At 65.3% G+C, this 22,862-nt stretch carries 5 protein-coding genes; all 5 read right to left on the bottom strand.

Going from position 1 to position 22,862, the window contains the following annotated elements; genetic code table 11:
• Window position 1: 1 nt before the first annotated feature.
• The 5 genes from GKKCFE_RS14270 to GKKCFE_RS14250 all read right to left on the bottom strand — a co-directional run bounded on the left by GKKCFE_RS14270 (window position 2) and on the right by GKKCFE_RS14250 (window position 22,658).
• The gene (locus GKKCFE_RS14270) at window positions 2-13,948 is read right to left on the bottom strand and encodes a non-ribosomal peptide synthase/polyketide synthase (protein ID WP_445576680.1); all 13,947 of its coding nucleotides are present in this window, start codon (window positions 13,946-13,948) and stop codon (window positions 2-4) included.
• Between the two features lie 58 nt (window positions 13,949-14,006).
• The gene (locus GKKCFE_RS14265; protein WP_445576679.1) at window positions 14,007-17,069 is read right to left on the bottom strand and encodes a non-ribosomal peptide synthetase; all 3,063 of its coding nucleotides are present in this window, start codon (window positions 17,067-17,069) and stop codon (window positions 14,007-14,009) included.
• A gap of 111 nt (window positions 17,070-17,180) precedes the next feature.
• Entirely contained in the window at window positions 17,181-18,227 is a 1,047-nt protein-coding gene (locus tag GKKCFE_RS14260) for a TauD/TfdA family dioxygenase (protein ID WP_076384134.1), read from the bottom strand.
• Window positions 18,228-18,244: 17 nt separating this feature from the next.
• Window positions 18,245-21,673, bottom strand: a complete 3,429-nt coding sequence (locus GKKCFE_RS14255; RefSeq protein ID WP_445576678.1) for a condensation domain-containing protein — start codon at window positions 21,671-21,673, stop codon at window positions 18,245-18,247.
• Between the two features lie 7 nt (window positions 21,674-21,680).
• Complete coding sequence (locus GKKCFE_RS14250) at window positions 21,681-22,658, bottom strand: TauD/TfdA family dioxygenase (protein WP_445576677.1); 978 nt, start codon at window positions 22,656-22,658, stop codon at window positions 21,681-21,683.
• Window positions 22,659-22,862: the final 204 nt, after the last annotated feature.

Raw genomic sequence — 22,862 nt, 5'->3', positions numbered from 1 at the left:
GCTAGCTTTGGGAATTGGGTTTGGTCTTGAGTTTGCCCAGCAGCTTGTCCAGGGACTTCTGGTTCAGCGCCTTGGCCAGCGGGAAATCCGCTGGCATCAGCGAACCGGCCTGCGGGTCGAGGCAGTGCTCGACCAGCGCCTGCAAGTGTTCCAGCAGACGAGCGGGCAAACGGCTGTCGGCGTTCGGCGTGACGCTGTGCCATTCGACACGCAGCACGCCGTCCTCCAGCCAGGCCACTACTTCACGGGCATGGGTCACTCGGTTCACCGGGGCCACCTCCGGCGGCGGGGTCAGGCTGCTGGCGCGCAACCAGCCCTCTGGCGTTTGCTCATGCCCCAGGTAGTTGAACAGCACATCACCGTGGCTGGCCGGCAACTCGCCGCGCTGACGCAGCAAGCCGTAGCCAAGGCCTTGGCCGGGTACGTCACGCAAGGCTTGCTTGGCGTTGCGCACCTGCTCGCCCGCGGCACCGCGGGCGTTCACCCGCAGTGGGTACAGCGTGGTGAACCAGCCGACGGTGCGGCCGACGTCCAGCCCGGCAAACGGTGCGTCACGTCCGTGGCGCTCAAGGTCCACCACGATATCGCTGCGCTGTTCGACTTCGGCCAGGGTCGCGGCGAGGGCGGCGATCAGCAGTTCTTCCGGTTGCGTGCGGTACGCCGCGTGGGACTCGGTCAGCCATTGCTGCGTGCGGCTGGCATCCCAGCGAGCCGCCAGTGTCTGGCGCTCGGCGACCGTGGCCATGGGCGGCCGGTTCGTGCCGACCTGGGCACTCCAGTAGCGATGCTCGGTAGCAGCCTTCGCGGCATGGGCTTGCAGGTGCTCGGCCCATTGACGGTACGAGGTGGTTTTTGCCGGCAACGCCGGGCTTTCGCCACGTTCCAGGGCGGGGTACAGCTGTTGGAAGTCTTCCAGCAGCGGCGTCCAGGACACCGCATCGACCACCAGGTGATGGGCCACCAGGTACAGGCGCTGCGGCGTACCCTCCAATAGGGCTGCGGCAAACAACGGGCCGTGTTGCAGGTCCAGGCTCTGCGCGACGTGCAGCAGTTGTTCCGGGCGCTCGCAGCGGGTCAGTTGGGCCGGGGCCACCGGCGCGATGTGCGCCTGCCATTGCCCGTCGATGTTGCTGAAACGCAAGCGCAGGGCGTCGTGGTGGGCCACCAGCCGGTCCAGCGTGGCTTGCACGATGGCCGGTTCCAGGCGACGGTCGCTGTCGGCCAGCACCGATTGGTTCCAGTGGGCGGCCTGGACCTGCTGCTGGTCGAAGAACCACTGGTGCAACGGCATCAGCGGCATTGGCCCGCTCACGTCGCCTTGCTCGGCCTGGGTCAACAGAGTCGTGGTCACGTGGGCCAGCGCCGCCGGGGTCGGCGAACGGAACAGGTCCCGTGGCGTGAGCGAATAGCCCTGTTCACGCAGGCGCGAGATCAGTTTCAGGCCGAGGATCGAGTCACCACCCAGGGCAAAGAAACTGTCCGAGGTGCCGACTTCACGGCCGCCGGTCAAGGTGTCGCCGAGCAGTTCGCCGAACAACTGGCAGAGCAGGCGTTCCAGCTCGTTGCGCGGTGCCGCGTAGTCTTTCTGGGTGCTTGGCAGGCGCAGGGCAGCCAGGGCCTTGCGGTCGATCTTGCCGTTGGTGCTCAGGGGCAGGGCCGGGATTTGCACCCACACCGCCGGCACCATGTACGCCGGCAGTTCGGCCGCGAGCTGGGTGTCGAGGTCCGACTGCGCGGTGCTACTGCTGTAGAACGCCACCAGGCGGTTGTCGATGACCAGGGTGCAGGCGCCGGTGATGGCCGGCAGGTTAAGCAGCGCTGAGTCGATTTCCCCCAGCTCGATGCGCTGGCCGCGCAATTTCACCTGATGGTCGAGACGCCCCAGGTACTCGATGTTGCCATCGGCCAGGAAGCGGCAGCGGTCGCCGGTGCGGTACAGGCGGTCACCTTCGATGAATGGGCTGGCGAGGAAGCGTTCCTCGGTCAGGTCCGGGCGTTTCAGATAACCCCGGGCCACGCCGACACCACCGATGTACAGCTCGCCGATGCTGCCAATCGGCAACGGCTGCATGGCCTCGTCGAGGATGTACAAACGCAGGTTGGCGATGGGTTTGCCGATCGGCACGATCACGTCGTTGGCCGAGCAACGCCAGACCGAGACGTCGATGGCCGCTTCGGTCGGGCCGTACAGGTTGACCAGGGCCGCCGGGTGCTGGCCCATGAAGCGCCGCACCAGATCCACCGGCAGGGCTTCACCGCTGGCGAACACCTGGCGCAGGCTGTGGCAGTTGACCAGGCTCGGTTCCTCGACAAAGGCACGGAGCATTGACGGTACGAAGTGCAGCGTCGTGACCCGCTCCTTCTGGATCAACTGGCTGAGATAGGCCGGGTCGCGATGCCCGTCCGGACGGGCGACCACCAGGGTCGCGCCGGTGATCAGCGGCCAGAAGAACTCCCACACCGAGACGTCGAAGCTGTACGGGGTCTTTTGCAGAACACGGTCGTTCGGGCCAATCGGGAAGGCGTCCTGCATCCAGTGCAGGCGGTTCATCAAGGCGCCGTGTTCGTTCATCACGCCTTTGGGTTGGCCGGTGGAACCGGAGGTGTAGAGCACGTAGGCCAGGTCATGAGCTTCGACGTTGATCGGCTCGAACGCTGGGGCCTGGGGCAGGGCGTCGAGGGTCCAGGCCTGATGCCCGGCGGGCAGGCGCGCCAGCCACTGCGCCTGGGTCAAGGTGACCTTGGCATCGGCGTCTTCGATCAGGAACGCCAGGCGTGCAGCCGGCAATTCCGGGTCCAGCGGCAACCACGCGGCGCCGGCATGGACGATGCCGAGCAAGGCCACAACCATTTCCACCGAACGCTCCATGCACAGCGGCACGATGCTGTCGCTGCCTACACCGGCGGCGCGCAGGGCCCGGGCAACGGTTTGCGCCCGTTGATCCAGTTCGGCATAGCTCAGGCGCTGGCCTTCGAACACCAATGCCGGGGCGTTGGGGCTCAGGGCGGCTTGTTGGCTGAGCGCGGTGTGCAGGTTGGTCGGGCCGCTGTAGTGACGTTCGGTGGCGTTCCAGCGATCCAGTTGCTGCTGATCCTGCTGTTGCGGGAACAGTTCGACCAGCGTGCGCCCAGGGGTTGCCACCAAGGCATCAAGCAGCGCACACCACTGCGCGCTCCAGCGTTGCATCGTCGTTTCGTCGAACAAGGCCGATTGGTATTCCAGCGCCAGCGTCATGTCGCTGCCATCGTCCTGGACTTCCCAGCTCTGTTCGAACTTGGCGTCGATCACCGGCAGCATCTGCTCTTCGACGTTCAGCCCCGGCCATTGGCTGCTGTCCACCCGGCCATAGTTGAGGGAGAACAGCACCTGGAACAGCGGTGTACGGTTCAGGTCGCGGTTTTGCGCGACAGCACCGACCAGGGTGGCGAAGGGCAGGTCGGCATGGGCCTGGGCTGCGCGCAGGTCGGCCTCGAGGCTGGTGAGCAATTGCTCGGCCGGAGCCCGTTGGTCGACGTCGCTGCGGATCACCAGGGTGTTGACCAGACAGGCCAGCAGTGTCTGGGCTTGCGGTTGATCACGCTGGTCCGCCGGGGTGCCGAAGCGAATGTCCCGTTGACCGCTGTAACGCGCCAGCAGCGCGCTCAAGGCCGTGGCGAGCACTACATAGGTGGTGGTGCCGCGCTGACGGGCGAACTGACGGATGGCTTCGGCGCGCTGGGTGCCGAGACGGAGGGTCAGTTGCCGGGCGCGACGATCTGCTTCGGCGCCACGCGGATGGTCGATGGGCAGGTCGAGTTGGTAGTCTTCCTGGCCCAGGTGGTTTTTCCAATAGTCCAGGCTGTCACTGCGTCGGGCCTGGGTGTCCGGGTGCTGTTGCCACAGGGCGAAATCGACGTAGTCGATCTCCAGCGGCGTCCAGGCCGGCGACTGCCCGTTGAGGCCGGCGGCGTAGGCCTGGGTCAGTTCGTCGATGAGCAACTGCATGGCCCAACCGTCGGTGGCACTGTGGTGCAGGCACACCAGCAGCAGGTTTTCGTCGCTGCCCTGACGTTGCAGCAGATGCGCGCGCCAAGGTGCGGCGGCGGCCAGGTCGAACGCTGTCATCAGTTCGTCCTGGGCGTTGGCGCAGGCCGAGGCCCAGTCCTGGGTCGCGACGTCAGTGACCGCGAGCGCCGGCCCGTGGTCGTCGATCAGCAGTTGCGGCTCGCCGTCGACTTCGACAATCCGGCTGCGCAGCACCAGATGGCGCTGGCTGAGCTGCTCAAAGGCCTCGCGCAAGACCTGGACCTGCAGCTCACCGCGCAAGGTCAGGGCAAACGGCATGTGGTACTCGCGGGATTCCGGCACCAGGCGACTGAGCATCCAGAATCGGCGCTGGGCCAGACCCAGGGGCAATTGCGCCGGGCGCGGTTGCGCGCTGATCCTTTCACCGGGGATGGCCGCGCGCAGATGCTCGGCCAAGGCCGCCACCGTCGGTTGGGCGAACACCAGCGGCAAGGGCAGCGAAACCCCAAGGCGTTCACGGACCCGACTGACCAGGCGGGTGGCCAGCAAGGAGTGGCCGCCGAGTTGGAAGAAGTGATCTTCGATGCCGACTGGCGAACAACCCAGCACTTCGCCGAACAGTTCGCAGAGTACGCTTTCTGTGGCGTTGCGCGGTGCTGTGCGCGGCTGGTCGCTTTGGCTCTGTGGCAGCGGCGTGGTGGCCAATGCCTTGCGGTCGAGCTTGCCGTTGCTGTTGAGCGGCAGGCTGTCGAGCTGCACGAACAGGCTTGGCTGCATGTGCGCGGGCAGGCTGTCGCTCAACTCGGCACGCAGGGTCGCCTCATCGGTGTCTCCGCACCAGAAACTCACCAGGCGCTGGTCGAGCAACAAGGTGGCGGCATCGCGAACACCGGCCTGCGCGAGCAGTGCAGCGTCGATTTCCCCCAGTTCAATGCGCTGGCCGCGCAATTTCACCTGATGGTCGAGACGCCCCAGGTACTCGATGTTGCCATCGGCCAGGAAGCGGCAACGGTCGCCCGTGCGGTACAGGCGGTCACCGGCCACGAATGGACTGGCGAGGAAGCGTACCTCGGTCAGGTCCGGACGTTTCAAGTAACCACGGGCCACGCCGACGCCACCGATGTACAGCTCGCCGATGCTGCCAATCGGCAACGGTTGCATGGCCTCGTCGAGGATGTACAAGCGCAGGTTGGCGATGGGCTTGCCGATCGGCACGATCACGTCGTTGGCCGAGCAACGCCAGACCGAGACGTCGATGGCCGCTTCGGTCGGGCCGTACAGGTTGATCAGGGCCGCTGGGTGCTGGCCCATGAAACGCCGCACCAGATCCACCGGCAGGGCTTCACCGCTGGCGAACACCTGGCGCAGGCTGTGGCAGTTGATCAGGCTCGGTTCTTCGACAAAGGCACGGAGCATCGACGGTACGAAGTGCAATGTCGTGACCCGCTCCTGCTGGATCAACTGGCTGAGGTAGGCCGGGTCGCGATGCCCGTCCGGACGGGCGACCACCAGGGTCGCGCCGGTGATCAGCGGCCAGAAGAACTCCCACACCGAGACGTCGAAGCTGTACGGGGTCTTTTGCAGAACACGGTCGTTCGGGCCAATCGGGAAGGCGTCCTGCATCCAGTGCAGGCGGTTCATCAAGGCGCCGTGTTCGTTCATCACGCCTTTGGGTTGGCCGGTGGAGCCGGAGGTGTAGAGCACGTAGGCCAGGTCGTGAGCTTCGACGCTGATCGGCTCGAACGCCGGGGCCTGGGGCAGGGCGTCGAGGGTCCAGGCCTGATGCCCGGCGGGCAGGCGCGACAGCCACTGCGCCTGGGTCAAGGTGACCTTGGCATCGGCGTCTTCGATCAGGAACGCCAGGCGTGCAGCCGGCAATTCCGGGTCCAGCGGCAACCACGCGGCGCCGGCATGGACGATACCGAGCAAGGCCACGACCATCTCCACCGAACGCTCCATGCACAGCGGCACGATGCTGTCGGTGCCTACACCGGCGGCGCGCAGGGCTCGGGCAACGGTTTGCGCCCGTTGATCCAGTTCGGCATAGCTCAGGCGCTGGCCTTCGAACACCAATGCCAGGGCGTTGGGGCTCAGGGCGGCTTGTTGGCTGAGCGCGGTGTGCAGGTCGGTCGGGCCGCTGTAGTTGCGCTCGGTGGCGTTCCATTCGACCAGTTGACGCTGACGCTCGGCCGCTGGCAACGGTGACCAGTCGCCGAGACGGGTCTGCGGTGCTTCGAGCATGGCTTCCAGCAGTTGTTGCCACTGTTCCAGCCAACGCCGGGCCGTGGTTTCGCTGAACAGCGCGGCGCGGTACTCCAGCAACACCGACAGCACCTCGCCGTCGTGCACTTCCCAGTTCAGGTCGTACTTGGTGGCCTGGGCGGTCACCGCCCGTTCGCTGACCTGCAACTGCGGCCATGGCTGGCTCGACGAATCGGCGTTCTGCATGGCGAACAGCACTTGGAACAGCGGCGTCTGGCCGAGGCTGCGCGAAGGTTTCAGGTGCTCCACGACCTGGTCGAACGGCACGTCCTGATGCTGCTGGGCATCCAGCACACGGTTGCGCACCTGGCCCAGCAAACCTTCGAAATCCAGCGTCGGATCCAGATCGGCGCGCATGACCACGGTGTTGACGAAGCAGCCGATCAGCGGTTGCAGCTCGGCGAATGGACGCTGGGCCACCGGGCTGCCGACCCGTACGTCGCGCTGGTTGGCGTAGCGCCCCAAGAGCAACTGCGCCGCACCGAGCATGAGCATGTACAGCGTGGCGCCGCGTTGCTGGGCGAACTGCCGCAGGCGTTCCACCAGGGCAGACGGCAGTTGCAGTTGCACTGCGCCGGCCGTCGGGGCGAGCTGGTTTGGACGGCCCTGTTCGGTCGGCAGGTCCAGCAGGTAGTCGCCGTCCTCCAGTTGGTTGCGCCAGTATTCCAGTTGGCTGCTGAACGCGGTCTGTTGACTGGGCTCGCGCTGCCAGAGGGCATAATCGGGGTATTGCAGCGCCAGCGCCGGGAGTGCCGCCGGAGTGCCCTGGCACTGGGCGGTGTAGAACTGTCGCAGTTCATCCAGCAGGTTCTGGCTGGAGGCGTCATCGGTGGCGCAGTGGTGCAGGCTGAGCAACAGCAGCGATTGGGCGCCGCCGCTGCGTTGCAGCAGTGTGGCACGCACGGGCACTTCGGCGGCGAGGTCGAAACGGCGGCCGGTTTGCGCGTGGATCGCCGCGTCGGTCAGTTGTTGCCACTGCTCGTCGCTGGCGGCCTGCAGTGGCGTGACTTGCAGGGTGATATCGACTTGGGGTTCGACGATCAACGCCAACTCGCCGTCGCTATCGCGCACGATGCGGCTGCGCAGGATTTCGTGGCGTTGGACCACATTGTTCAGGGCCATTTGCAGGGCCTGGACATCGAGTTCGCCGTCCAGTTGCACGGCGCTGACCACGTTGTATTCACCACCGCCGGCGCTCAGTTGTTCGAGGAACCACAAGCGTTGCTGTTCGAACGACAGCGGCAGGCGTGCCGGACGTGCCGGTGCAGCGAAGGTCGCCGCCGGGGCTTGCAGGGGATCGCCCAGCAGCGCGGCCAAGGCTTCAAGGGTTGGGTGTTCAAATACCGAGCGCAACGGTGGCACGCTGGTGAACTGTTGACGCAGGCGGGCAAACAGCGCCGCCGCCAGCAGCGAGTGGCCGCCGAGGTAGAAGAAGTGGCTATCACGGCCGATCTGCGACGACGGCACGTTCAGCAACTCGGCCCACAGGGCAGCCAGTTGCTGTTCGGCGACGCTGCGCGGTGGCTGCAGAGCGTCTGGTGCGGCTTGGATGTCCGGGGCCGGCAAGGCCTTGCGGTTGAGTTTGCCGTTGTCGGTCAGTGGCAACTCATCGAGCAGCACGAATGCCGAAGGCACCATGTAGTCGGGCAGGGCGGCGCCAATGGCGTTGCGCCAGGCGTGGATGTCGGCCTGCTGGTCGCAGGTCACGTAGGCCACCAGACGCTTGTCGCCGGGCACGTCTTCACGGGCTAACACCACGGCCTGGCGCACGCCCGGTTGGGCGCCGATCAGGGTTTCAATTTCCCCCAGTTCGACGCGGAAGCCACGAATCTTCACTTGATGATCGATGCGTCCCAGGTATTCGAGCTGGCCGTCGGGCAGCCAGCGCACCAGATCGCCGGACTTGTACATCCGCGCACCGGGCAGCGACGAGAACGGGTCTTCGATGAACACCTTCGCGGTCTGTTCGGCACGGTTGAGGTAGCCCAGGGTCACGCCGGCACCGCCGATGTGCAGTTCCCCCGGGACGCCCACCGGCATCGGGTTGAGGAACGCATCGAGCACGTAAGTGCGCACGTTGGCGATCGGCCGGCCAATGATCGGCCGCAGCGGGAAGTCATCCACCGCGCAACCGGTTGCATCGACCGTGCATTCGGTTGGGCCGTAGGTGTTGAAGAAGCGGCTGCCGGCAATCGACGGCAAGCGTTGCCATAGCTGTGCATCCACCGCATCGCCACCGAACAGCACGAAGCGCGGCAGGTACACCTCGCCACGGCGAACACCGTCGCTTTCAAGCAGGGCCTTGAGCTGTGCCGGGGTGCACTCGAAGGCTTCCAGACGGGTGTCGCGGAAGAACCCGGCCAGGGCCTCGGGGTCGTAGCGCACGTCTTCCGGGGTCAGGTACAGGCTGTGGCCGTCGAGCAGCAGGATCAGCTCGGCCACCGAGCTGTCGAAGGCGAACGAGTAGTTGAAGCTGGTGCGCATCGGCTGGTCGGTGTAGCGGCGATACAAGCCATGGATGCGCGCCCAGGCCAGGTTGACCACCGAGCCGTTGGTTACCAGGGTGCCCTTGGGCTTACCGGTCGAGCCGGAGGTGTACATGATGTAGGCCAGGTCTTGCGGGCCGGCGAGCGGGGCAGGGTTGCTGTCCGGCTGGTTGGCGAACAGCGCTGCGTCGCTGTCCAGGCGCAAGCGTGGCAGTTCGGCGCCCAGCTGTTCCAGCAGGCCTTGCTGGCCGAGGAACAGTGCCGGCTGCGCGTCTTCAAGCATGTACGCCAGGCGATCCACCGGGTAGGTCGGGTCCAGCGGTACATAAGCGCCGCCGGACTTGAGAATGCCCAGCAGGCCGACCAGCAGTTCCAGCGAACGCTCGACACACAGCGCCACCGGGCGGTTGGCACCGACACCACAGCTGCGCAGGTAATGCGCCACCTGGTTGGCGCGCCGATTCAGTTCGCCGTAGCTCAGGCTGCGGCCTTCGAAACACAGGGCGTCGCGTTCCGGGGTGCGCTCGGCCTGTTGTTCAAACAACTGGGCAAAGGTCAGGTGCGTCGGCACCTGCATCTCGGTGCGGTTCCACTCGACCACGGTGCGTTGCCACTCCGCGTCCATTAGCAGCGGCAAGGCGGCGACCGGGCGCTGTGGCTCGGCGAGCATGTGTTCGAGCAGATGCTCCAGGCGCGCGAGAGTCTGGCGGGCGCTGTCGGCGACGAACAGGTCGAGGGCGAACATCAGCTCCAGCTGCATCGGCGCATTGGCCGGGCACAGCACGTGCAAGTCCAAGTCGCATTCGGAGTGCCGCAGCGGCGTGTCCAGGGCTTCGAATTCCAGCCCCGGGAAACGCAACCGCGACTCCATGGCCAGTTGCTGGGCGACCATCACCTGGTACAGCGGCGCATGGCTGAGGCTGCGCGGCAGTTGCAGGCTGTCGACCAATTGTTCGAACGGCAGGTCCTGATGCAGCAAGCCATTGCGCAGACGCTCGGCCACTTGTTTGACCAGGGCGGTGAAGTCGGCTTGCGGCTCGAAGTCCGCGCGAATCGCCAGGTTGTTCAGCAAGATGCCCAGCAGGCCTTCGGTGCCCGGTTGGTCCCGGTGGGTGACCGGGGTGCCGACCAGCACCGTGGCATCGCCGCTCAAACGGTGCATCAGCACGGCAAAACCGGCGAACAGGACGGTGAACGGCGTGGTGCCGAGGCGACTGGCAAAGGCTTGCACCCGGCCACTGAGGTCGGCGCTGAGTTCGCGCTGCACGATCCCGGCGCGGTAGCTTTGCGCCGATGGCCGTGGATGATCGGTGGGCAAGGCCAGCAGCGGGCTGGCGTCGCTGTCGCGACGGTCCAGGGTGGTGGTCCAGTAATCGAGTTGGCGCTTGAGTTCCGCGCCTTGCAGATGTTCGCGCTGCCAGAGGGCGAAGTCAGCGTATTGCAGTGGCAGGGCCGGCAGGGCGGCGGGCGCGCCGTTGCAACGGGCTTCATAACCCAGGGCCAGCTCGCGCAGGGCGATGGTGGCCGACCAGGCGTCCGAGACCAGGTGATGCAGGGCGATGCCGAGCACATGCTCGTCCGGCGCCAGGCGCAGCAAGCGCGCCCGCAGCAACGGAGGGCAGGTCAGGTCGAACGGTTGCTCGAAGGTGTCTTGCAAGGCATTGAACTGCGCGCCGGCGCGCGCGGTAGCGGTCAGGCTCGACAAGTCTTCGAAGGGCAGCGAGATGTCCAGCGCTGGGCTGATGCGCTGGCAGGGCACGCCGTTATTATTGTGGATGCCGGTGCGCAGGATTTCGTGGCGCACCAGCAGGTCGTTCAGGCTGGCGTGCAGCGCCTGGACGTTGAGTTCACCCTTGAGGTGCAGGGCGAACGGGATGTTGAACAGGGTGGTGCCCGGCGTCAGTTGCTCGATGAACCACAGGCGCTGTTGCGAGAACGACAGCGGCAGCAGCGTCGGGCGTGGCCGGGCCTGGGGCACGTTGAGCGCGCTGCTCTGCGGTGCGGCGGCCTCGGCCTGGCGGGCGCCGATGGCTTCGGCCAGCAAGGCCACGGTCGGCTGTTCGAACAACACCCGCAACGGCAGGTCGAGCTTGAATTGGGTGCGCAGGCGGGCAACGATCTGGGTCGCTAGCAGCGAATGGCCGCCGAGGGTGAAGAAGTTGTCTTCCACGCCCACTGTGTCGCGCCCCAGGACCTCGGCCCAGACAGACGCCACGCTGGTTTCCAGCGCGTTGCGCGGGGCGATGCTGTGCTGGGTGTCGGCCTGCCAGTCCAGCTCACGGGCGGCGAGGGCCTTGCGATCGACCTTGCCGTTGTTGTTCAGAGGCAGCTTGTCCAGGCAGACGAAGGCCGCCGGCACCATGTACGGCGGCAGTTGCGCGCGCAGGTGCTCGCTCAGGTCGTCGCTGCCCACGGACTCGTCATGGGCCGCCCAGTACGCCACCAGCCAGGCTTCGCCGGCGGTGTTTTCCCGCAGCAGGACCGCGGCTTCCCGCACGTTCGGGTGCTGCGCGAGACGGTGTTCGATTTCCGTCAGCTCGATCCGGTGCCCGCGCAGTTTGACCTGCTGGTCGCGGCGGCCGAGGTATTCGATCACCCCGTCTGCACGCCAGCGCCCCAGGTCACCGGTGCGGTACAGGCGACCTTCGAGTTGAGGATGGTCGATAAAGGCGTCAGCGGTGCGTTGCGGGTCGTGCAGATAGCCGCGGCCGACGCCGACGCCCCCGACACAAATTTCCCCGGCCACGCCAACCGGCACCGGACGCAGGGCTTCGTCCAGCACATACAGGCGGTTGTTGGCGGTCGGCTGGCCGATGGGCATGTGGCTGACTTCGGCCCCTGGTGCTTCGAAAATCGGCTGGAAGGCCACGTCGTCGGCGCATTCAGCCGGCCCGTAGGCGTTCATCAAGGCAATGTCGGGGAACCGGGCGAACCAGTCGCGGGCCACGGTCGGCGGCAGGGCTTCACCGGTGGGCAATACCCAGCGCAGGTCCGGCAGTTGCAAATCGCATGGGCACAGCGCGAGCAGGGTGCGCATCAGACTCGGGACGATTTCCAGCACGTTCAGGCGCTCGCTGGCGAGCACTTGCAGCAGGCGTTGCGGGTCGTGGGCGACCTCATCCGGGAGAATGTGCACGGTGGCACCGAGCACCGGCGCGGCGAGGAACTGCCACACCGAAATGTCGAACGCCACCGAGGCGGTCTGGGGTATCCGGTCGGCGGCGCTGAGGCCCAGGGCCGGTACTTTGCCGAAGATGTTGTTGAGCATGCCGCGCTGTTCGATCATCACACCCTTCGGAGTGCCGGTCGAACCGGAGGTGAACAGCACGTAGGCCAGGCTGTCCGGACCGGCGAGCACCGGCAGAGGCGCGTCGTTGCCCGACGTCCAGCAGGCCTCGGCGAACAGCGCCTCGGGCGCCCGGTCGAGGTCGCTGAGCAGTTGATCGAGCAGGCCGCTGCAGGCTTCGCTCGCCACCAGCAGAGGCGCGCGGGACAGCCCGAGGATTTCCCGCAGGCGCTCGGGCGGGTGATTGACCTCAAGGGGCAGCATCGCTGCGCCCGCCTTGAACACGGCCAGCATCATGGTCAACAGCGCCAGGCCACGAGGGGCCACCAGCGCGACCAGTTGATCTGCACCGGCGCCGGCCTCGCGCAGGGCATGGGCCAGGCGCGTGGAACGCAGGTCCAGCTCGGCGTAGGTCAGTGACTCACCGGCGCAGATCGCGGCGACCTGATCACTGCGCTGGGCGACCTGGGCGGCAAACAGCTCGGCGTAGCTTTGATCCAGCGGGAAATCGTGGCGGTTGAGTGCCCACTCGCCCAGCAACTGTTGGCGCTCCTCGGCGGCCAGCAGTTCGAAGCTGGCCAACGGCGCGTCGGGGGCGGCGAGCATGCTGCGCACCAGGCTGGCGATGTGGCCCAGCAGGCGCTGCACGGTGGCGGCCTCGAAACGTTCGCGGTCATATGACACGCGGATGCCCAGCTGTTCCCCCGGCAGGATCACCACGGTCAAGCCGTAGTGGGTGTGCACGCTGTGGTCCATGCCTTCGAGGCTGAACTGGAAGCCGCCTTCGAGGATCTGTTCGTCGATGGGGGCGTTTTCGAATACCAGGATGCTGTCGAACAGGGTCTCGCCCCGGGGGAAATCGCTCCAGCCCTGGATGTCGGTCAACGGCGTGTGCTCGAAGTCACGCATGTCGACGTTGAGCTTTTGCAGGTCGCCCAGCCAATTGCCGAGCGTGGCATTCGGGTCCACCGACACCCGCAGTGGCAGGGTGTTGATGAACAGGCCGATCATTTGCGCGACGCCGGTCAGGTCGGCCGGACGCCCGGCCACGGTGACGCCGAAGACCACGTCCTGTTGCCCGCTGTAGCGCGACAGCAGCAGTGACCAGACGCCCTGGAAAAACGTGTTCGGGGTGATCCGCCGATTGCGGCAGAACGCCGCCAGCGCCTGGGTTTCCTGCTCGTTCAGGTGAATCAGTTGGTCGTCCACCAGCACCGCATCGGTATAGCGGTCGCGGGTCACGCCGTTGTCCACGGTCAGTGGCGTGGGCGCGTTTAGCCCTTGCAACTGGCCGCGCCAGAATTGCTCGGCCTTGCCCGCATCCTGGCGTTGCAGCCACTGGATGTAATCGCGAAACGGCCGAGGGCTTTTCAGCTCTGGCGTGCGGTCATTGCACAGTGCTTCGTAGACTTTGAGGAAGTCCACGGTCACCAGGGAAATGCACCAGGCGTCCATCAGGATGTGGTGGAAGCTGCGAATGAATTCGTAGGACTCGTCAGCCAGGCGCACCAGCCGGAAGCGAATCAGCGGTGGCTTGGACAGGTTGAAGCCGACTTTCTGCTCGTCTTCCAGCAGGGTGCGGATCCGCGCTTCCTGCTCATGGGGGGCGAGCCCGCGCAAATCGAGGGTGTCCAGCGGTACCTTGACCTGACGATGGATCACCTGCACCGGTTGCTTCTGGCTTTTCCACTGGAAACTGGCGCGCAGGGAAGGGTGCAGCGCCACCACCTGGCGCCACGATTCGAGGAACGCGCCTTCATCGATGGCCCCGCCGATGCGGTAGCGATCCTGCATCAGGTACACACCGGAGTCTTCGTGCAGCAGGGAGTGGAACAGCATCCCTTGTTGCAGCGGCGACAGCGGGTAAATGTCTTCGATCGGGTTACCGGTGGTTTTTTCGCTGGTCATTGAAAGGATCCTGCGTAAATAGGGGCGACGGTGATGGCGTGGTGACGAGAAGAACCGCTCACAGGTCGGCCTCGTCCAGTTCGGCCATCAGCGCTTGCATTTCGTCATCGGACAGGCCCGAGGCGCTGAATTCGGTGCTGTCGGCTTGCGGCTCGGCGGCGCTCGGATCCAGCGGTTGCGCGACCTCGGCCATGGCTGCGACGGTCTGGCGTTCGAACACTTGCTTGGCCGACAGCGCGATGCCTCGCTCATGGGCCTGGGCCACCACTTGCAGGCTCAGGATCGAGTCGCCGCCGATGGCGAAGAAGTTGTCGGTGACGCTCACTGTCGAGAGTTTCAAGACCTTGGCGACGATGGCTTGCAGGGTGGTTTCCATGGCGTTGCGCGGCGCCACGTGGGCGCTTTCGTCGAGCTGCTCCGGGTCGGGCAACTGGCGGGTGTCGAGCTTGCCGTTGGGCGTGCGCGGAAAGCTCGTCAGGGTCAGCACCAGGGCCGGCACCATGTACGACGGCAGACGCTCGCCGAGGAAACGCTTGATCGCCTCCGAGTCCGGTGCGTAGCCGTGGGCGGCCAGGACATAGGCGAGCAGGCGCTTGCCGGCGGCATGTTCCTGGACGATCACCGCGGCTTCGCGCACATCGCTGTGGCTGCACAATTGGCGTTCGATTTCGCCCAGCTCGATGCGGTAGCCGCGCACCTTGACCTGATGGTCCTTGCGCCCCAGGAATGCCAGGCGCCCGTCGGCTAGCCAGCACGCCAGGTCGCCGGTGCGGTAGGCGCGAGTGCCGTCGGTCAGGGTGACGAAGGCCTTGGCGGTTTCTTCGGGTTTGTGGCGATAGCCGCGGGCCAGGGTGGGGCCGGCGAGGACGATTTCACCCGGTTCGCCAATGCCGCAAGCCGTGTCGAATTCATTCAGCAGGCGCAGGTCCATGCCGGCGATCGGACGGCCGATGCTGACGTTCCGGCGTGGGTCCAGCACCTCATAGGTGGCCCAGACGGTGGCCTCAGTGGGGCCGTATTCGTTCACCAGATGTGCGTGTGGCAGGGTCTTGCTGTGTTGCGCGATCAGCGACGGCGGGCAAGCCTCACCCGCGACGATCCAGCAGGCGAGGCTGTCGGTTCCCCCGCTGCGCTGCAATTGATCGAGTAGGGCTTGGTACAGCGACGGCAGCGACAGTCCGTGGCTGACCTGGTGCTGGGCAATCAACTGCGCCAGGCGGGCCATCTCCAGCTCTTCGCCTGGGGCGGGCAATACCAGGCGTCCGCCTTGGGCCAGGGTCCAGAAAATCCCGGCGACCGAACTGTCGAAGGCAAACGACGACAACAACAGGTAGGCGCGCACCGGAGTCTCATAGGCCGCCATGCGCACTTGGGTCGAGAAACTCAAGGCGCCGTGGCTGATTTCCACGGCTTTCGGCGCACCGGTAGAGCCGGAGGTGTAGATCAGGTAGGCGAGGTCGTTGGCGTCCGGCAAGGGCAGTGCCGGACAGTCGCCGAGGTCCTGTGTTGTCAGCTCTCCCAGCACGAAGCGTTGCAGGTTGGCCGGCACGCTGTCGGCCAGTTCGGCGCTGACCACGATGTGGGCGATGGCGCTGTCGGCGAGCATGTAGGCGCGGCGGTCGGCCGGGTAGGTCGGATCGACGGGCACGTAGGCGCCACCGGCTTTCAAGACGGCGAGCATGGCGACAATGGCCGCGTTGCTGCGGGCGAACAGGATGCCGACGGGCACCCCTGGACCGATGCCGGCGGCGACCAGTTGATGGGCCAGTTGCGTGGCGCAGGCGTCGAGGCGGCTGTAGCTCAGGTCGCCGTCCTTGTCGCTGAGGGCGATGGCGTTCGGTTGTTGGCGAACCTGACGGGCAATCAATTCCACCAGCGTCACCGGTTCGATGGAGGGTGCGCTCGCGCCGGCACCGATCAACTGCGATTGCAGCGCGCCACCCAGGTGCAATTGAGCCCAGCCCCGTTGCGGTTCGGCCAGGGCGCCGTGCAGCAGTTGCAGCCATTGTTCGGCGAGGCAGCCGGCAGCGTCGGCGCTGAGGACATGGCGGTCGTAGACCACCTGCGCGTGCAGGCTGTCGGGCAACTGGCGGACGTTCAGGCAAGCCTTCAACGGGTTCATGACCGCACTGGCGTGGCGCTCCCGGGCATCGCCGGAGCGCCAGGCAAAAGCGTATCCGGCGTGGTGGTCGCCGGTGTAATAGTCTTGCCAGCCAATCAGCCGTTCCAGGGTGGCGGCCACTTGCGTGCTTTGCTCCAGCAGAGTCGCCTGGGCATCCAGTTCGATGCTCACGGGCAGGCACTGTTCGAACAGGCCCAGGGTGTTCTCCAGTTCCGCGCCGCGACTTTCATGGATCAGAGTGAGTGGCACCTGTTGCTGGCCGGCCAGTCGTCCCAGGACCGCTGCCCATGCCGCCAGCAGCAGTTCCGGGGTCAGGGCCGGGTGACGGGCGAGGTCGGCCGGCAGCGTCAGCTCCAGTCGGGTCGGCGCAAATCCACCATCGAGGGGCGATTCCAGCGGCAGCTGCAAGGTGGCCTGTTCGGTGTCGCCCGCAGGTTTCCAGAAGCTCACGCCCGGATGATCTGGTGCGTCTTCCACCAGGCTCCAGCGCCATTCGGCGTAATCGGCGTACTGCAGGGTTTCGGACAGGTCCGTGGCAGTGTCTTGCAGCAATGCAGCGGCCAGCCATTTCAGGCTGGCGAGGTCGAAGTGGCTGCTGGCCGCCGCGAGGTCCAGCACGCCTTGCTCATCGGACAGGCGCACCAGGGTCACCCACAGCGGGGTTGTCCAGTCACGGGGCTGGGTGGCGAGCTGAGCGAGCGCGGCGTCCTGATCGGCGCGGCTGTGCTGGCGCAGGTCTTGGAGGTTCACCGCCAGTGAGCCGGCTTCGTCAATCACCTGCACCGGGTGGCGCAGGCCTGGCACGGGCATCAGGCGTGTGCGCAGGATTTCGCTGCCGGCCACCAGTGCCTGCAGGCGGTTGTTCAGTGCATCGACGTCCAGCGGTTGTGACAGCGACCATTGCAAATGACAGCTGAACGGGTGCTGCGCTGCGCCGTGGGTGTGGGGGTAAACCGATGCCTGTTGCGGGGAAATACGAAAACCTTGAAGTCCGCTCATGTTCATCTCGACTGGAAAAGGGCTTGAGCCTGGATCACCGCACAGACGTCGGGGCTTGCTGGACTCGAGTCAGGCAAGCCGCCTGCGAACGGCGGGTGGACCCGTTGAATGTCAGACGGCAACGTCGCTCGACAGCAGGGCTTCAGCCATGCCGGTCATGATGGCGCGCTTGCCGGTAAAGGGTTCGCGACCGTGCACGGCGAGCATGTTGTCGATGAACAACACGTCCCCCTGCTGCCAACTGAAGCGCACCAGCGAGTCGAGGTAGGCCGCGCGTAGCGATTCCAGAACCTGCGGCTCGATCGGTTCGCCATCGCCGTAAAAGGTGTTGGTGGGCAGGTCGAGGTCGTTGAAGTTGCTTTGCAGCGAATCGCGGATTCGCTCGGGCAGGGTGCTGATGTGGAAGAACGTGGCGTGGTTGAACCAGACCTCTTCGCCGGTGCGCGGGTGGCGCACCACGGCCGGCCCGCGTTGGCGGGTGCGCAGGCGATTGTTGTCTTTCCATTCCACTTCGATGCCGACGCTGGCGCAGTAGGCTTCCACTTCGCGGCGGTCTTCGGACTGGAACACGCTCTGCCACGGCAGGCCGAAACCGTCGCCGTAGTTGCGAACGTACAGCACGCCTTTTTCCCGGAACCGCGCTTCGATCTGCGGGCTGATCCTGGCCTTTACGGCGCGGGTCGAGCCGATCGGTGTTTCACCGCCGGTCTCGGACGGCAGTTGGCAGTAGAAGAACAACCGCAGCGGGAAGCGCGGCGAGTAGGAGTGCTCGTTGTGGGGGAAAATCATCTGGTCGGCCGGGTAGTCGGTCGAGGTGTAGATGTTGCCGCCGACCCGTGTCCGGGGGGACGCGCGGAACATGTATTCCAGCGCTCCGGGGGAGAGGGCGGCGATCACCTGGTCGAACTGCTCGACGGACGCGACGTTGAAGCCGCGAAACAGCAGGGCGCCGTACTGCAGCAGTTTCTTTTCCAGCGACTCGCGTTCCCGGGCGGCCCAGGCGATCAGGTCAACGCCGCTGACCGCCGGTTCGATCACCAGGGGCAGCGCGTGGTCCGGACTGAGCAGGCGCTCGGTGACCAACTGTTGTTCCGAGACGTTCATGGCTTTGCGACGCACGGCGCCAAGGGCGCGTGGCGATGGGGGCACGATAGACATAACGGCATCCGACTCGGTTAAAGGGACAAGGAGCGACGTTTGGCTTGCATCATCTGGCTGCGACCGGCCAGCGCCTGGGACTGCTGTCGCTCCCGGGTAAAGGCCTGATCCCAGCTGTCGATGCGCTCGGCCAGTGCCGGCAACGGCTCGTCCAGCAGGCTGTGCATCTGCTCCAGCAGGCGCGTCCACAGGTGTTGCAGGCGCAAGGCACGGTCCCGGTCGAAGTATTCGCCGCGATACTTGAGGGTCGCGGCGAGGCCTTCGTCGCCGTGCACCAGGTCGAGCACCAGGTGGAAATCCCCCGGTGCCTGGGCCACCTCCAGCGCGGACAACTGTGCGCCAGCGATGGCGGTCGGGGTCACCCGTGACGGTTGATAGTTGAGCTTGACCTGGAACAGCGGCGAGTGACCGGGGCGGCGCTGCGGCGCGAGTGCCGAGACCACCAGATCAAAAGGCAGGCCTTGATGGGCATAGGCCAGGCGCGACTCATCGCGAACCTGCTCAAGGAAACCGGCCAGGGTCGCTTCGCCGCGCAAGTCACAACGCAGGGTCAACTGGTTGACGAAGAAACCGATGACGTCGTTGTGCTCTGCCAGCGGTCGGCCGCTGACGTCGGTGCCCAACAGGAACTGCGGCTGGCCGCCCAGTTGCTTGAGGACCAGTTGGTAGCTGGCCAGCAACAACATGAACAACGTCATGCCTTGTTCACGGGCCAGCGCTGCCAAGCGCTCACAGCCGGTCTGCGGCACGTTGAAGTCCAGGCTGTATTCGCCCGGGGCCTGGCCGCTGCCACCCAGTTCCAACGTTTGCGGCATGCCGGCCAGGTGTTCGCGCCAGAAGCCTTGCTCAGTGGCGATTCGCTGTTCGCTCCAGTGCAGGGCTTCCCATTGGGCGAAAGCCAGGTATTGCCCCGGCAGCGCGGCGTCCGCCGAACCCGCCAGTTCTGCCAACAATATTTGCGCCGAGCGTCCGTCGAAGGCGATGTGGTGCAGCGTCAACAGCAGGTCATGCTGTTGGTCATGGCGGCTGAGTAACTGCGCTCGCAGCACTGGGCCGGCTTGCAGATCGACAGGGGTGGCGTGTTCTTGGGCCAGGCGTTCGTCCAACGTCTGCTGTTGCTGCGCTTGGTTCTGCTCACGCACATCATGATGGACCAGCGCCACAGCCGTGGCCGGCAACACCTGTTGTTGCGGGCCATCGACACTGTCGCGGTACACCGTGCGCAACACGCCGTGACGCTCGACCAGCGTGTTCAGGCGCAGGGCCAGCGTCTCGATGTCCAGCGGACCTTGCAGGCGCAGGTGCAGTACCAGGTTGTGGCGGGTGTCGTCCGGGTTCAGTTGGCGCAGGAACCACAAGCGACGCTGGGCGAACGACTGATGCCCCTGACTGGGGTTGGTCTGCTCGGTGGGAGCATCGGCCGTTGGCGTTGGATCATTGAGGAAAGCGTGCAGGGCCAGCGCCCATTGCCCCAGGGTGGTTTCCCCGAACAGGCTTTGGGTATCGAGGTTCCAGCCCAGGTCCCTGTGCAGGCGCGCGGCAAAGTCGGCCACGCCGATGGAATCCAGGCCCTGGCCGATCAGGCTGAGGTCGAAGTCGGCGGAAAAATACGGGTTGACCGCGTGCAGCGTCTGTTCCAGCCATTGGCGGCAGGCGGCTTGGGCCTGTTGCGACGTTTCGGTCGCCAGGTTTTTGAGCTGGGCAAGGTCAAGGGGCTCGTCGTTCGAGGCCAGCGTTCCACCGCTCTGGGCGATGATGCTCAACGTGCCGGCGGCCAGTTGTTTGCGCGCACCTTGGCGGGCGATCTTGCCGCTGGTGGTCATCGGGATGGTGCCGGCTTGCACCAGCACAATCTGGTCGATGCCGCAGTCGGCGGCTTCGCGCACAGCGTTTTGCATCGACGCGAACAGCGCCGGATGATGCGCCGGGTCGACGAACTTGCGCTGCGGCTCGGCGACAATCACCAGTTTCTCGCGGCCCAGTGCCGGGTCCATTTGCGCGAAGGCGGCGATGCGTCCGGTACGGATGCCCGGCTCGGCGTCGGTAATGGCGAATTCGATGTCGTGGGGGTAAAGGTTGCGCCCATTGAGAATCAACAGGTCCTTGAGCCGCCCGCAGATCACCACCTGGCCTTCGTGCATGAAGCCCAGGTCGCCGGAGCGCAGGTAATGCTCCGATGAGCCGACAATCCGTGCCTCAAAGGCCTCACGAGTGGCTTCGGGATTCTTCCAGTAGGATTCGGCGTTGCTCGGGCCCTTGAGCCAGACTTCGCCGATGCGATCGGCGGCGCAGCGCTCGAAGGTGTGCGGGTCGACGATGGCGATGCTGTGCCAGGCTTGCGGATAACCGCAGGCGACGAACTCCACCGCGGCGGCATCGGCAGCGGCCAGGGCCACGCGACCGCTCTCCAGCACGGCTTTGTCCAGGCGCAGCACCACCGGCAGCGCATCGGCCGGCGTGGCGCTGACGCACAGCGTTGCTTCGGCCTGGCCATAACCGGGGCTGATGGCCAACGGGTTCAGGCTGCAGGCGGCAAAACGCTGGGCGAAGGCTTCCAGGGTGCCGGGATGGATCGGCTCTGCGCCGTTGATGGCGTGTTTCCAGTTGCTCAGGTCCAGCTGTGCGATCAGGTTGTCGCTGACCACGCGGTTGCACAGGGCATAGGCGAAGTTGGGGGCGAAGCTGGCGGTGGCCCGGTAGCGACTCAATGCCTGCAGCCAGGTCGACGGCGCATTGACGAAGGTCTGGGAAGCCATCAGGTAGCACGGCATGCCGCTGTAGAGCGGAGCCAGCATGCCGCCGATCAGGCCCATGTCGTGATACAGCGGTAGCCAGTTGACCATGGCGCCGTGCTCGTCGAAATCGTACGCCTGGCGCATCAGTTCGACGTTGGCGATCAGGTTGCGCTGACGCACCTCGACGCCTTTTGGCGAGCCGGTCGAGCCTGAGGTGTATTGCAGGAAGGCTACGGTCGAACCGTCGATAGCCGGGCGTTGCCACTGGCTGGTCGGTGGTGTGCCCAGGTGCTGGACGGTCAGCACCTCGACGCGGCCCTCCACCAGTTCCTGCAGGCTTTCGCAATGATCCGCCGGTGCCAGAATCAGCGCCGGCTCGGCATCCACTACCACGTTGCGGACGCGGTCGAGGTGGCGCGGTTTGCGCGACGGTGGCGGAAACAACGGCACGGCAATCAGGCCCGCATATAGGCAGGCACAGAAGGCGCGGGCGTAGTCGAGGCTGCTGGGCAGCATCAACAGCACGCGATCACCCGGCGCATAACGCGCTTGCAGCGCGGCCGCCAGGGACTGGGACTGCTCGTGCAGTTGGGCAAAGGTCAGGGTTTCGCCGATGTTTACACCGTCCGGCAAGAAATGCAGGGCAGCACGCTGAGGGAAGTGCTGGGCGTTGGCTTCCAGCACCTCGATCCAATGTTTGAATGAAAACATGTGCAATTCACGCCATGGCCACGATGACTTTGCGGTCACCGGTGAAAGGATTGCGACCGTGTGCCACCAGTCGGTTGTCGAGCATCAGGATATCGCCCGGTTGCCAGGGGAAGCTGATGGCAGTCTCGCGGTAAACCTCGCGCACGGTGTCGAGCATGTCGTCGGCAATGGCCGAGCCGTCGCCGAAATAGACATGGCGCGGCAGGTTCTCTTCACCCACCGCTTCCAGCAGACTGGCGCGTACGCTCGGTTCGATGGCCGAGACATGGAACAGGTGCGCCTGGTTGAACCAGACCCATTCACCGGTATCGGGATGCTGCTGCACGGCGGCGCAACGTTGGCGAGTGCGCAGGTCGCCATCGGCTTTCCATTCCCACTCGATGTCGTTGTCCCGACAGTAGCGTTCGACCTGGGCACGGTCCTGGGTGTTGAAGACTTTTTCCCAAGGCAGGTCCAGGGCGCCGCTGTAGTTGCGGACGTAGAGCAACTCGCGGCTGGCGAACAGCTCGCGGATCTCGGCGGGCATGCGCTGGTAGATCAGGCGGCTATCGGCAATCGGGGTCTCGCCGCCGGTTTCACTGGCCTTGATGCAGTGAAACCAGATGCGCGAAGGCCAAGGGCGGGTGTAGGCCTGCTCGTTGTGCAAAGGGATGAATTGATGGGCCGGGTATTCCGTGGAGCTATAGACCCCGGCGAAGACTTTGCTGCGCGGCGTGGAGCCGAATTCGTAACTGGCCAACTGTGCCCCGAAGCTGGCAGCGAAGCGCTTGAAATCGATGGGCGTGGCGACCGTGAAACCGCGAAACAACACGCCGCCAACCGTGGTCAGGGCATGAGCCAGGCGGTCACGAATCGAGGCGTCCAGATCGTGGATCGACTGTCCCGATGCCCCCTGTACCAGCAGGGGTAGCGACTGGGCGCTTGCATCCGTGGGCGCCATTGAAAAAAGCTCGGAACGCCCGTTCAGGTGTTCGATTGAGGTCATCCTTGTGCATCCTCTTTTATCTTCTTCGACCAGTCACAAGACCTTGAAAGCAGGGCAGCGGTCGGTTGTGTAGGACTCGTCTGTAATGTATTCAGATCAATACAAGACGTCATACTAGGTACAAATGAGATAGATTATCAATACTATTTATTTAATTTTTTTTTTGGATTAGACTCCGCTCCGCTGGCGCCATACAGCCTTCGG

This window comes from Pseudomonas sp. E141, from assembly GCF_052659885.1.
Note: the sequence above shows the minus strand (reverse complement) of the source record. Positions and strands in the feature narration are given on the sequence as shown.